8 protein-coding genes are annotated in these 13,121 nt (G+C 71.9%); 7 read left to right on the forward strand and 1 reads right to left on the reverse strand.

What is annotated here, in order from left to right; genetic code table 11:
- Positions 1-46: 46 nt before the first annotated feature.
- On the reverse strand, positions 47-1,231 hold the full coding sequence (locus tag ACKUB9_RS10410) for an amidohydrolase family protein (protein WP_407521388.1): 1,185 nt from the start codon (positions 1,229-1,231) through the stop codon (positions 47-49).
- A 430-nt stretch (positions 1,232-1,661) separates the two neighbouring features.
- Here ACKUB9_RS10410 and ACKUB9_RS10415 point away from each other — a divergent pair, with 430 nt between their 5' ends.
- From ACKUB9_RS10415 to ACKUB9_RS10445, 7 genes are all read left to right on the forward strand, one after another.
- On the forward strand, positions 1,662-2,981 hold the full coding sequence (locus ACKUB9_RS10415) for a tetratricopeptide repeat protein (RefSeq protein WP_407521386.1): 1,320 nt from the start codon (positions 1,662-1,664) through the stop codon (positions 2,979-2,981).
- A gap of 502 nt (positions 2,982-3,483) precedes the next feature.
- Positions 3,484-3,993 (forward strand): RNA polymerase sigma factor, encoded by a 510-nt coding sequence (locus ACKUB9_RS10420; RefSeq protein WP_407521384.1) that lies wholly within the window; start codon positions 3,484-3,486, stop codon positions 3,991-3,993.
- 98 nt (positions 3,994-4,091) lie between these two features.
- Positions 4,092-5,030 carry a FecR family protein gene (locus tag ACKUB9_RS10425; protein ID WP_407521381.1) on the forward strand — a complete coding sequence of 313 codons (939 nt, stop codon included), beginning with the start codon at positions 4,092-4,094 and terminating at the stop codon, positions 5,028-5,030.
- A 158-nt stretch (positions 5,031-5,188) separates the two neighbouring features.
- Positions 5,189-7,720, forward strand: a complete 2,532-nt coding sequence (locus ACKUB9_RS10430; RefSeq protein ID WP_407521652.1) for a TonB-dependent siderophore receptor — start codon at positions 5,189-5,191, stop codon at positions 7,718-7,720.
- Positions 7,721-8,342: 622 nt separating this feature from the next.
- The gene (locus tag ACKUB9_RS10435; RefSeq protein ID WP_407521379.1) at positions 8,343-10,127 is read left to right on the forward strand and encodes an IucA/IucC family protein; all 1,785 of its coding nucleotides are present in this window, start codon (positions 8,343-8,345) and stop codon (positions 10,125-10,127) included.
- On the forward strand, positions 10,111-11,862 hold the full coding sequence (locus ACKUB9_RS10440; protein ID WP_407521377.1) for an IucA/IucC family protein: 1,752 nt from the start codon (positions 10,111-10,113) through the stop codon (positions 11,860-11,862). The genes ACKUB9_RS10435 and ACKUB9_RS10440 overlap by 17 nt, the downstream gene beginning before the upstream one ends.
- Positions 11,859-13,121, forward strand: coding sequence for an AMP-binding protein (locus ACKUB9_RS10445; protein ID WP_407521375.1), 1,263 nt, complete (start codon positions 11,859-11,861; stop codon positions 13,119-13,121). The genes ACKUB9_RS10440 and ACKUB9_RS10445 overlap by 4 nt, the downstream gene beginning before the upstream one ends.

A 13,121-nucleotide genomic window follows, 5' to 3' on the forward strand; every position in this document is an offset into this window, starting at 1 on the left:
GACCGCGGGCAGGGGCCGCCGCGGTCCCGCGGCCCCGCCTGGCCTGCTACGGCGTCAGCCCGGCCGTCTTCAGCCTGTCGGCGAGGCGCGGATACACCTTGAGGGCGTTGCCGGCGTAGATCTGCGCCCGGTCCGCGTCCGAGAGCGGGGCCGCCTCGACGTAGCGCTTGGTGTCGTCGTAGGCGTGGCCGGTCTCGGGATCGACGCCGTTGACCGCGCCCACCATCTCCGAGGCGAACAGCACGTTCTCGCGCGGCACGACCTTCAGCAGCAGGTCGATGCCGGGCTGATGATAGACGCAGGTGTCGAAGTAGACGTTGCGCATCAGCTCGGAGAGCGGCGGGCGCTTCATGTCCTGCGCGAGCCCGCGGTAGCGGCCCCAGTGGTAGGGCACCGCGCCGCCGCCGTGCGGGATGATCAGGCGCAGCGTCGGGAAATCCTTGAACAGGTCGGAGGTGATGAACTGCATGAAGGCGGTGGTGTCGCCGTTGATGTAGTGCGCCCCCGTCCCGTGGAAGTTGCGGTTGGCCGAGGCGCTGACATGGACCATGCCGGGCACGTCGAGCTCGACCATTTTTTCCCAGAGCGGGTACCAGAAGCGGTCCGAGAGCGGCGGATCGGTCCAGTTGCCGCCGGACGGGTCCGGGTTGACGTTGCAGCCGACGAAGCCGAGTTCCTTGACGCAGCGCTCCAGTTCGGCCGTGCAGTTCTTGGGCGAGACGCCCGGCGTCTGCGGCAGCTGGCAGACGCCGACGAAGTTCTTCGGCATCAGGCTCACGACGCGATGAATCATGTCATTCGACACGATCGACCAGTCGAGGCTTGTCCGGGCGTTGCCGATATGGTGGCCCATCCCGCCGGCCCGCGGCGAGAAAAGGGCGAGCGAGATGCCGCGCTCGGCCTGGAGCTTGAGCTGACGCCCGCTCACGCTGGCGCGCACCTCGTCGTCGCTGACCTTGAGGTCGGAGGGCGAGGGCGACTGGGCGGGGTCGTTGATGGCCTCGATCTGACGCTTGCGCCACGCCAGCATGGCGGGCGGCTCGGTGGTGTAGTGCCCGTGGCAGTCGATCACGAGACCGGTATACCGCGCCGGCTGGGCCGTCGCGGCGGACGAGCCCGCGACGGGAGCGGCGACCGCCGCGGCGCCGAGTCCGGCGAGCGCGCGCATGAAGCCGCGGCGCGGCAGGCAGCACGGGCAGGCGCCCGCGACAGGATCGGATTCGGCGATCATCGCGGACCTCCCGCCGACGGAGCGGCGCACTCGATCGCGCGGCCGAGAGGCGCTGCGGCCCCGGCGGGTCCGCTGAATCCGCGCAGACCGACGGTCATTCCCCATCGCAGCATGCCGGTTCCTCCCTCGGATCTTCTTTTGCTTCGCGGCCAAGTCGTTGCTCGACGTCGCCGGTCGACCACGTCCGCATCAGACCATGCGAGGATTGGTGCGTCCAGCTTCCGGCGCGGCGCGGTGCAGATCCTCCGCTAAGCTTGTGGCGGAAGGCTCCCGACCGGCGGGGTCGTGCACCTCTTCGGCATACAGACAGCCGGCGCTGCGCTATGCCCGGCGGATCCGACGCGCCCGCCAAGCGGGCCTCCACCCGCGCCGCGCACGACCGAGACCAGGAATTCATCACCCCAGGACCCCGTCACCCCAGGACCCCGTCATGGCCCAACTCGACCGCCGCGGCCTGCCCCTCTCGACCACGTCCGAGCGTGCCGCCGAGTGCTACCGGGAGGGCGTGGATCTCCTCCTGTCGGCGTGGCCGGGCGCCGCGGACACCCTCGACGCGGCGGTGGCGGCCGATCCGGACTTCGCCCTCGCGCATGCGGCGCGGGCGCGCCTGCACGCGATGCGCGGCGAGGGCGCGGCGGCCCGCGCCTGCATCGCGCGGGCTGACGAGATCGTCGCCCGCAACGGCACCCCACGCGAGCGCAGCCACGTGGCGACCCTGGCGCTCGCCGTCACCGGGCAATCCGCCCGGGCGCTCGACAGCGCGCTGGCCCACACCGACGCGTGGCCGCGCGACGCGCTGATCCTGTCGCTGCCGCTGGGCGCGTTCGGACTTCTGGCCTTCTCCGGCATCGCCGATCACGACCAGGCCCGCGTCGATCTCTGCGAGCGCCATGCGGCGCAGTTCGCGCCCGACGATTGGTGGTTCGTCTCCTATCGGGGCTGGTCGCACGCGGAGAACGGCGCGGTCCGGTACGGGCGGGATCTCGCCCAGCGCGGGTTCGCGCTGCGGCGCAACAACGCCAACGGCGCCCACGCCCTGTCGCACACCCTGTTCGAGGACGGCGCGGGCGGCGAGGCCGAGGCGCTGATCGCCGACTGGCTGCCCGGCTACGACCGCTCCGGCATCCTGCACGGCCACATCGCCTGGCACGCCGCCCTGGCCGCCCTGGAGCGCGACGACCCCGCGCAGGCGCTGACGATCTACGCGGCGCACGTCCAGCCGTCGGTGACGGCGGGCCTGCCGATCAACGTCGTCTCGGACACCGTCTCGCTGCTCTGGCGCATGCGGACCTACGGCTACGCGGTGCCGGACAGGCTCTGGAAGGAGGCCCGCGCCTATGCGGGCCGGTACTTCCCCACGGCCGGCTTCGCGTTCGCCGACGCGCATATGGGCCTGCTGGCGGCGGCGACCGGCGACAGGGCCGCGGCGGCGGCGCGCATCGATGCGCTCACGGACCTCGTGGAGGCCGGCACCCTCGCGGCCGGGCCGGTGGTGCCCGCCATCTGCCGCGCCGTGCTGGCCTTCGCGGACGAGGATTACGCGGCCTGCGTGCGCCTCCTGGAACCGATGGCGGCCGAGGTGCCGCGCATCGGCGGCAGCGGTGCCCAGCGCGAGATCATCGAGGACACGCTACTCGTCGCGCTGATGCGCAGCGGCGAGGCCGCCAAGGCGCGCGCCCTGCTCGACCGGCGCCTGCACCGCCGCCCCTCGCCGCGCGACGCGCGCTGGCACGCCCTCCTCCCGGCCTGAGAGAACGGCGACCGGCTCGTTCTCGTGGGGCGGTCCTGCCGGTGAGGGTCCGATCGGGGTGGAATCCTGCGGGAGCGGCGGCGGCGACCGCGCCGGGATCGATGGTTCGGATCCGGCATGGCCGCGCGGGTCCAGCAAACCCGGCCGGCTCCACCAAACCTGGCGGCACATGAATCGCCCAACGCCCGATCATCTCGGCGCCGGTCTCGTGCAGCGTCTGCCCTGCGGCAGTCATGCGGGCGAGCACCCAGGACAAGGAGTGTTCTATCTTTGCAACAGGATGGCCGCCTCGTCGTCGGGCGACCGTCGGGACGCGCAGCGGAAGACGGGCGCATGCCAACTATTTCCGACAGGAACGCAAGGGCTTGCGACAGGACACGCAGTGCAGTTTGGAATCAGATTAAATAGCATCACTTTCCGATGAACTTGAACGCATTTGTCTCTTCACTGATAAGTCGATGGACGGTTGGTGGGGTAGTTTAGAAGTGTTCGGAGTTGGGGCATGCAGCCAATCTCGATCGACGCGCTGCATCGCTGCGATGGCGTGAAGCTTCGCCGCTTCCTGACGCGCCTGCTCGGCAACCCGGCCGATGCCGCCGACGCCCATCAGGAGACCTACCTCCTGATGCTCGCGGCGCTCTCGCGGACGAACGTCGAGCAGCCCTCCGCCTTCCTGTTCCAGATCGCCCACAACGTCGCGCGCCGGATGCGCAACCGGCAGCGGCTGGAGGGAACGATCTTCCAGCCCGTGAGCGAGGCCGATTGGGCCGGCATCGCCGACGGCTACGCGCTCCCGGAGCGGCAGGCCATGGCGCGGCAGGACCTCAGGCGCCTCGCGGCCGCCGTCGACGAACTCCCGCCGCGGTGCCGGGAGGCCTTTCTGCTCGCGCGCATCGACGGGCTCTCGAACGGCGAGGTCGCCGCCCGGCTGAACATCAGCCGGAACATGGTCGAAAAACACCTCATCAAGGCCCTCCTGCATTGCCGCCGCCGGTGCGGCGATCTTTTCTGATCGCCGACGTCAGGATTTCGGCCGCCCGTTGATCCTAGAGCGTAGGGATGCATCCTCGGACCATGCGGGCCGGGGTGGATCCGGGGAGAAGCCTGGCCGTGGTCGTGAGCGACGGGACCGACGTGCAGGACCGGTACGGCGAGGATCCGATCGACGAGGCGGCGGCCGGCTGGGTCGCGCGCCTCTCCTCGTCCGACGCGACGGAGAGCGATCGCGCCGCGTTCGAGGCGTGGCTCGCGGCCGATCCGGCCCATGCCGAAGCCTACGCGGAGATGGATGCGGTGTGGCGCAGGCTCGGCCACCTGCCCGTCTCCCGGACGCGCCGGATGCCGAAGGGGCCGGCCTGCCTCGCCGCCGCGGCCGTGCTGGGTGCGGTCCTCGCCACGCAGTTCGGTCTGGCCGACTGGCTCCGCGCCGACCTCTGGAGCGGGGTCGGCGCCATCGAGCACGCGATCCTGGCCGATGGCAGCCGCATCGACCTGAACACCGGGACCGCTCTCGTCCTGCACTTCAGCGACACGGAACGCCGGGTCGAGTTGTTGCGCGGCGAGGCCCTGTTCGACGTGGCCCCCGACCCCGCGCGGCCCTTCGTGGTGGACGCCGCCGGGGTGAGTGCCCGGGCGGTGGGCACCGTCTTCTTCGTCCGCGCGGACGGCGCCGCCAAGCCGGTGGGCGTGGCGGAGGGGCGCGTCGACGTCACGGCGTCGGGCCGGCACCTGCGGGTCGCGGCCGGCGAGGCGATCCGCCGTCAGGACGGTGGCGCTCCCACCGTCGTGAAGGACGACGTGAACCGGGCCGTGGCGTGGCGCGACGGGCACCTGATCTTTTCGGGTGAGCGCCTGTCCGACGTGCTCGCCGAGCTGGAGCGCTACCGCCGCGGACGCATCGTCCTGCTCGATGCCCGGCTCGGTGACCGGCGCGTCACGGGGTCGTTCGACCCGCGCAACACGGACGACGCCCTGGACGCGATCGCCGCCACCTTCGCGCTGCGCGTCACCCGGCTGACGCCCCTCGTCGTCCTGATCGGGCCCTCGTGAGAAAAAAGCGGAAAAATGCGCGATCCGACGTCAGGAGATCAGCCCCTCGTTGATCTCAAGGGTTGAGGGGTCGAGAGAGCGCGAAGCGCGCCGCCCCTTCGAGCAGATGGACGGGGTGACGGATGGTGTCGCGGGAGCGTGGGTTCGCGTGTGGTCGGCTGGCCGGGATGGCCCTGGCCGGCGTATCGCTGCTGGTGCTGGTGCCGGCCGCGGCTCAGGGCCGGACGACGGCGCGCGCGCAATTGGACGGGACGGGCGCGGGCATCCCGGCAGCCGCGCAGGCCGAACCGGCGACCGCGGCCGACGGCACCGTCGCCCTGTCGATCCCGAACGGGCTGCTCGAACCGGCGCTGGTCTCATTCACCGAGCAGGCCAAGGTCAAGCTGGTCTACGCCACCGACATGACCGGCTCCCTGACGACGCCCGGCGTCGAGGGCGAGTTCGCTCCCCTGGAGGCGCTGGGCCGGATCCTCGAAGGCACCGGCCTGACCTTCCGGCGGGTGAGCCCCTCCACCATCACCCTGGTGAACCCGCGCTACGTCCAGCTCGGCGGCGCGTCCGGCGACACGGTGGCCCTCGGCGAGGTCGTCGTCCAGGGCCAGCCCGGAGGCCGGCCCGCGGGCCTGCCGCCGCCGACCGGGACGGTGGGGCAGCCCCCGGTGCCCTACGCTGGCGGCCAGGTCGCGACCGGCGCCCGCATCGGTCTCCTGGGCAACCGCTCGGTCCTGACGACGCCCTTCAACGTGACGAGCTACACCGAGAAACTGATCCAGGACCAGCAGGCCCGCTCGCTCGCGGACGTGGTGCTGAACGACCCGTCCGTGCGCAACGACGCGCCGCCCTTCAGCGAGCGCGACTCGTTCTTCATACGCGGCTTCTCGGTCGTGAACCTCGACGTCGGCTTCGACGGCCTGTTCTACCTCGCCAACCCGCGGCGGGTCTTCACGGAGGGCATCGAGCGGGTCGAGATCCTGAAGGGCCCCACCGCGCTCCTGAGCGGCGGCACCGGCCGCGTCGGCGGCACGATCAACCTGATCCCCAAGCGCGCCTACGACGTGCCGCTGACGCGGCTCACCACGACCTACCTGAGCGACTCGCAGATCTGGACCCACGCCGATGTCGGCCGCCGCTTCGGCGCCAACAACGAATGGGGCATCCGCGCCAACGGCTCCTACCGCAACGGCTTCACGCCGCTCGACAAGAACGCCATCGAGGTGGGCGTCGCGACGCTGGGCCTCGACTACCGCGGCGAGCGGCTGCGCGCCTCGCTCGACCTCGTCCACAACACCCAGAACATCACCGCGCCGACCTCGCTGTTCAACGCGGTCGCCCCGAACATCCCGGTGCCCCGGGCGCCGAACAACCGCCTTAACACGGCCAGCTCGCTCGAATACATCGACAGCCGCTACAACATGGCCGCCGGGCGGGTCGAGTACGACGTGCTGCCCGACACCACGGTGTACGCCGCCGGCGGCGTCAGCCGCTACAACGAGGACTTCCTCACCTCGTCCTACCGGGTCACGAGCGTGACCGGGCAGGCGACCAACACGCTCGCCATCCAGCCCCAGGAGATCCAGGGGATGACCGGCGAGGTCGGCCTGCGCACGAAGTTCCAGACCGGCTTCCTCGGCCACTACCTCACCGTCTCGGCGGTGGAGGCGAACAACCGCAACTACCGCGGCGGCTTCGTCCCGCCGGTCCTGCCGGTCTTCCAGACCAACATCTACGATCCGGTCTACCTGCCGCGCGGCTCGGTGAACACCAGCCTGCTGCCGCGCTCCAACAGCCGGCCCCTGTTCGCGGAACTCAGCGCGCGCAGCGTCGGCATCGCCGACACCCTGTCGCTCGGCGAGGACCGCTTCCTGCTGACCCTGGGCGGGCGGTTCCAGGAGATCGACCAGCAGAGCTACGCCACCGCCCCCGGACCGACCCTGGGCAACCTGGCGGCGAACTACCAGCGCGGCCGGTTCAGCCCGGCCATCGCGGCCGTCTTCCGCGCCACCGACCAACTCTCGTTCTACGGCAACTACATCGAGGCGCTCGAACCCACGCCGACCGCGCCGGTCGTGGCGATCAACGCCAACGAGGTGTTTCCCCCCGCCGTGAGCCGGCAGAAGGAGTTCGGCGCCAAGTACGATTTCGGCACCGTCGCGGTCACGGCCTCGCTGTTCGAGATCGAGCAGCCCAACGCCTTCACGGATCCCGCCACGCGGCGGTTCTCGGTCAGCGGCCTGCAGCGCAACCGCGGCCTCGAACTGTCGGTGTTCGGCGAGCCGGTCCCAGGGGTGCGGCTGCTCGGCGGCGTCACCTTCCTCGACGGGCGCCTCGTCAACACCGCCGGCCGCCAGTTCGACGGCAACGTCGCGCCCGGCGTCCCCGACGTAGCGCTCAACCTCTATGGCGAAGTCGACATGCCGCCCTGGCTCGCTCCGGGCCTGACGCTGACCGGCCGCGCCATCTACACCAGCAGCCAGTTCTACAACCAAGCCAACACGCAGTCGGTCCCCGACTGGACGCGCTTCGACGCCGGCCTGCGCTACACCTTCGAGGGCGCGTCGGGGAAGCCCGTGACGATCCGGGCCATCGTCGAGAACGTGTTCGACAACTCCTACTGGGCCTCGGCCGCCCGCGGCTTCCTCGCGGTCGGCGCGCCCCGCACGGTCATCGTGTCCGCCACGGTGGACTTCTGATCTCCATCCGCCGACGCGCTCGGGCCGATCCGAGCGCGTCGGCGGTGGCCGCCTAAGGGAAGCCCGGGCAATGCCGGCCCTGGCCAGCAAATCTGCCGGTGGCGACCCTGCCTCGTGCGTCTTCGGCAGAGAAGGAATTCCGCGTCGCTCGATCAACCTCCCGTGCGGGAGGTTGGGATGCGCTGTATTTTGAGAAATTTATTTTCATAATATTTCTAATCTGCTCCAGCAACCCGATCTCAATCGGTCCTGCTCTTGACTTTGACGCAATGCTGGGTTGATAGACGGGCCCGTGACAAGGGAGCCGTGTCCTGCGAGGGCTCTGCGTGCACCGTTCGGCGCAAGGCTGCCGCCTGCCCGGGCGGATCCCGGCGGCAACGCCGCCGACGCGCGCGGCGGTGTCCCGCCGATCGGCCGCAGAGATGCGGCGCCAGAGCATTTTCCGACGAAGTGGTCACCGGTTCGTCGCAGAAAATGCCGTGAAACCAGAGACCTGGAGCATGGTCGATCGCGCCGCGGTCGGAACATGCTCCAAGAACCGTTCGTCGCCCGGCCCGCGAGGGCGCCGCTCCGGCGGTCGCGATGCGGGCCGTGAAGGAGGCCAGAACAAGGTTTGAGCGTGATGCCACCATCGTCCCAGCGCGTCGCCGAGACGGCGGCCTTCCGCAGCTTCGCCAACGGCTACCTGCGCGAGATCGACCCCGGCATCCGGGTGCGCCACGCCCTGGCGGACGGACCCCCGGCGCCCTGCGTGGAATGGAACCTGCGCGGCCAGCGCGTCGCGATCCGGGCCGAGATCCTGTCGCCCTCGCTCTGCGGCGCGCAGGGCTTCGGCCGCCTCTGGACCCGCCACCTCCACGAGCCGCGCTGGCGCCTCGTCGCGCCGATGCGGGCGCTGCAGGACCTGCTCGGCGAGGCCTACGCGCGGTGCGACGAGGGCGGCAGCGAGACCGCGCGCGAGCGTGAGCTCGAACTCCTCGGCCGGGTGCTCGACAGCTACCGCGAGACGGCGCGCCAGCTCGATCTCCCGCCCCAGGATGAGGCCGACGAGACGAACTTCATCGGCGCCGAGCGCTCGCTCGTCTTCGGCCACTGGTTGCATCCGACGCCGAAGAGCCGGCAGGGTCTGGCGCCGTGGCAGGCCAGGGCCTACGCGCCCGAGGAGGGCGGCACCTTCCGGCTCGCGGTGTTCGCCGCAAACACGTCCCGGGTGCGGCACGATTCGGCCGCGGCCCTTTCCGCCCCGGAGATCGCCCTCGCTCTCCTCGGGTCCGATGCCGCACGGCTGCCGCTGCGCCCCGGCGAGGTCGCCCTGCCGATGCACCCGCTCCAGGCCGAGGCGCTGATGCTGGAGCCCCACATCGCCGGGATGGTGGAGGCCGGGACCCTGCGGCCGCTCGGCGCCTTCGGCCCGCGCTTCACCGCGACGTCTTCGCTGCGGACCGTCTACGCGCCGGACAGCGCCTGGATGGCGAAATTCTCGCTCCCCGTCACCCTGACGAACTCGCTGCGGGTGAACCGGCTGGCCGAACTGCAGGCCGGGGTGGCCGTCGCACGGCTGCTCGCGCGCAGCGAGGATGGCGGGCAGCACCCCGCGTTCCGGATCCTGTCCGACCCGGCCTACCTCACGCTGCACTGCCCCGGCCGCCAGGAGAGCGGCTTCGAGACGGTTCTGCGCGAAAACCCCTTCCGCGGCGGCGCGGAGCGCGGCATCGCCACCCTCGCGGCGCTGACCGCCGAGCCCCGTCCGGGCCGTCCCTCGCGGCTCGAAGCCCTGCTGCGCCGCGTCGGCTCCGGCACGGCGGCCGGCCTCGCGCATGCCGCGCGGACGTGGTTCAGCCTCTACCTCGACTGCATGCTGGAGCCGGTCGTCGCCCTCTACGACCGGCACGGCATCGCGCTCGAAGCGCACCAGCAGAACGCGCTCGTCGACGTCGCCGACGGCTGGCCGCGCCGGGGTTTCTACCGCGACAACCAGGGTTTCTACCTGTCGGAGGCCGCCCGCCCCCGTCTCCAGCGCCTCGTGCCCGAGACCGGCGTCATCGCGTCGCTCTACTTCGATGACGGCGAGATCCGCCGCCGCCTCGCCTACTACCTCGTGGTGAACCAGGTTTTCTCGGTGGTGGCCCGCATGGGCCACGACGGGATGGTCCGGGAAGAGATCCTGCTCGACGACCTCGCGCGCCGGCTGGAGACGATCGCGCGCCGCATGACCGGCCTCGGGCGGGCCTTCGCGCGCTCGGTCCTGGACGAGCCGACGCTCTGCACCAAGGCCAACCTGCGCGTCCGCCTGGCGGACCGCGACGAGCTGGCCGCCGGCGACGGCGCCGGCACCTACATCGACATGCCCAACCCGCTCGGGCGGCGCGGCGCGCGAACCACGTCGGGCCGTGTCCTCGCGTCCTGAGACGAGCGTCCGGCCGGAGGAGCGCGTCCTGCGCCAACTGGCGGAGGCGATCCTGTTCGAGGGGCTTGCCGAGACCGAGGCCGCTCCCGGCGATGCCGGCCGGCTGCACTGGCGGCTCGGTCCGCGGCGCTTCCGGGCGGCCGGCGCGATCGGCCCCTTCGGCCGGCCGCGCCTCGTCCCCGGGACGATCGAGGTGGCGGAGGCGCAAGGCTGGCGGGCCTCCCCGCTCGCCGCCCTGGCAGAAACCCTGCCGGCCGCCCCGGATCGGCGGGAGCGGCTGCTGGCGGAGCTCCGGCAGACGGTGGAGCTCTGCCGCTGGAACGCCGAGACCCTGCGGGTGCCGGAGCGGCGCGCCCTGCCCTTCGCGATCCTCGACGCCGCGCTGTCGGAGGGACATCCCTACCATCCGTGCTTCAAGGCCCGCACCGGCTTTTCCCTGGAGGACCACGCCCGCTACGGCCCCGAGGCCGGCGAGCCGTTTCGCCTGGACTGGCTCGCCCTGGGCCGCGAGGCGGTCGCCGCCGTCCTGCCGGAGGGCGAGGACGCGTTCTGGCGCGCCGAACTCGGCGGGGAGTGGGACCTCCTCGCGCGGCGCCTGCGCGAGGCCGGGCATTCCCCCGCCACGCACGCCGTCCTGCCGGTCCATCCCTGGCAGATGCGGCACCTCGCGGAGCGGGAGCCGCTGCGATCCTGGCTGGCCGAGGGCCGCGCCGTCCCGCTCGGCCCCGCCGGGCCGCACTACCGCGCGAGCCAGTCCCTGCGCACGCTGCACAACACCGACGACCCCCGCGCCGCGAGCGTGAAGCTCGCGATGAGCGTCGTCAGCACGTCGAGCCTGCGGATCCTCGACCCGCACTTCGTCCTGACCGCCCCCGCGCTCTCGGGCTGGCTCGCCGAGATCGTCGCGGGCGATCCCCTGCTGCGCGGGCGCTACCGGATGGATGTGCTTCGCGAGTACGCCACCGTGATGGCCGACCGGGACGGGCCGCTCGCCGGCCGGCTCGCCGCGATCTGGCGCCAGAGCCCGGACCTGTCGCCCGGCGAGTCCGCCCTGCCCTTCAACGCGCTGTGCGCCTGCGAGGCGGACGGCAGCACCTTCGTGGCGCCCTGGCTGGCGCGCCACGGGCTGGCGGCATGGCTCGACCGCCTGGTGGAGGTCGCGGTGCTGCCCGTCTGGCACCTGCTCGTGGCGCACGGCGTGGCGCTGGAGGCGCACGGCCAGAACATGATCCTCGTCCATCGCGACGGCTGGCCCGAACGGGTGATCCTGCGCGACTTCCACGAGAGCGCCGAGTACGTGCCGGACTTCGTCTCCGATGCCGGCCGCGTGCCGGATTTCGGCGCCATCGATCCGGCCCATGCCGGCCCGCCGGACGACCGCTTCCACGCCATGCGCTCGCCCGCAATCCTCGCCGAACTGGTGACCGACAGCCTGTTCGTCTTCAACCTGAGCGAGGTCACCCACCTCCTGGGGCGGAGCCACGGCCTCGACGAGGCCGGCTTCTGGACCGGCCTCGGCCGGCGCCTGCGCCGCCACGCGGCGGAGCACGGCCTCGACGACCGCTTCGCCCGCCTGGGCGTGGACGGACCCGCCTTGCGGGTCGAGGCGCTCCTGTCGCGCAAGCTCGGGCTGGAGGAGGCGCGCTGCAGCCGCCTCGTCCCCAATGCCCTGTTTCCGGACGCCCTCGCGTCGTCCGCGAACCCCGACCCCACCCTCCCGCGGGACATTCCATGATCGAGATCGACGGACGCACGATCGGTGCGGACGAGATGGAGGCCACCCTCGGGCGCGTCGCCGCGCAGGCCGGTCTGGAGAGCGGCGGCGAGCGCGTCGCCGCCCGCTTCCGCGACACCGCCGACAGCCTCGCCTTCATCCTCGCCGCCCGCCGGGCCGGCGCGACGCTCCTGCCGATCCATCCGGCCCTGCCCGACGAGGGCGCGCGGCGGCTCGCGCAACGCGCCGGCTGCCACCGCCTGTTCCTCGACGGCCTGACGGGCGAGCGCCTGGACGGCGCCCCGGCCCCGGTCCCGGGCGAGGGAGAACTGCTCCAGATGAGTTCCGGCACGACGGGCGAGCCGAAATGCATCGCCCGCCCCTGGAGCTCCGTGGAGCGCGAGATCGAGAGCTACGTCGCGGCCTTCACCGCGCCGAACGGGATGACGCCCGTCATCGCCTGCCCGATCACCCATTCCTACGGCCTGATCTGCGGCCTCCTCGTCGGGCTGCGCCGCGGGCGCGCGCCGGTGGTGCTCGACACCGCCAACCCGAAATACCTCCTGCGCCGCCTGCGCGAGATCGAGCGCCCGCTCCTCTACACCTCGCCCGCCCTACTGCACACGCTCGCCCGGCTGCTGCCGGAGGGCGAGCCCATCCACGCGGCGATGACCTCCGGCACGCTGCTGCCCGCGCCCTGGTTCTCCGCCATCCGCGGCCGGGTGGTGCACCTCTTCCAGCAATACGGCTGCTCGGAGACCGGCTGCATCGCGGTGAACCCGGATCTGCAGCGGGCCGATGCGATCGGACGCCCCCTGCCCCACCACCGCGTCCGGGCGGGCGCCGGCGCCGGGGAGCCGGCCGAGATCGTCGTGGAGGGCGAGCGCGGCACCGTGCACACCGCCGATCTCGGCTACCTGCAGCCGGACGGCATGCTGGTCTTCGTGGCGCGCAAGGACGACACCATCAACGTCTCGGGCCTCAACGTCTATCCGGGCGAGGTGGAGGACGTGGTGATGGCCATGCCCGGCATCACCGACGCCGTGGCCTTCGCCAAGGCGGACGCGTTCGCGGGCGAGCGCGTGATGCTGCTGTTCAGCGCCGAGGCACCGGTGCCGCCCCGCGCTCTGCAGGACTGGTGCCGCCGCTGGCTGGCCGGCCACCAAGTGCCGGTCGAGGCGGTGCAGGTGGGCGCGATCCCGCGCCAGGCCAACGGCAAGATCTCCCGCCGGGAGGCGGCCGAACGCTACCGGAGCGGCACGCTGGAGGCCATGACATGA

This window comes from Methylobacterium oryzisoli, assembly GCF_046557895.1.
GTDB classification, from domain to species: Bacteria; Pseudomonadota; Alphaproteobacteria; order Rhizobiales; family Beijerinckiaceae; genus Methylobacterium; species Methylobacterium oryzisoli.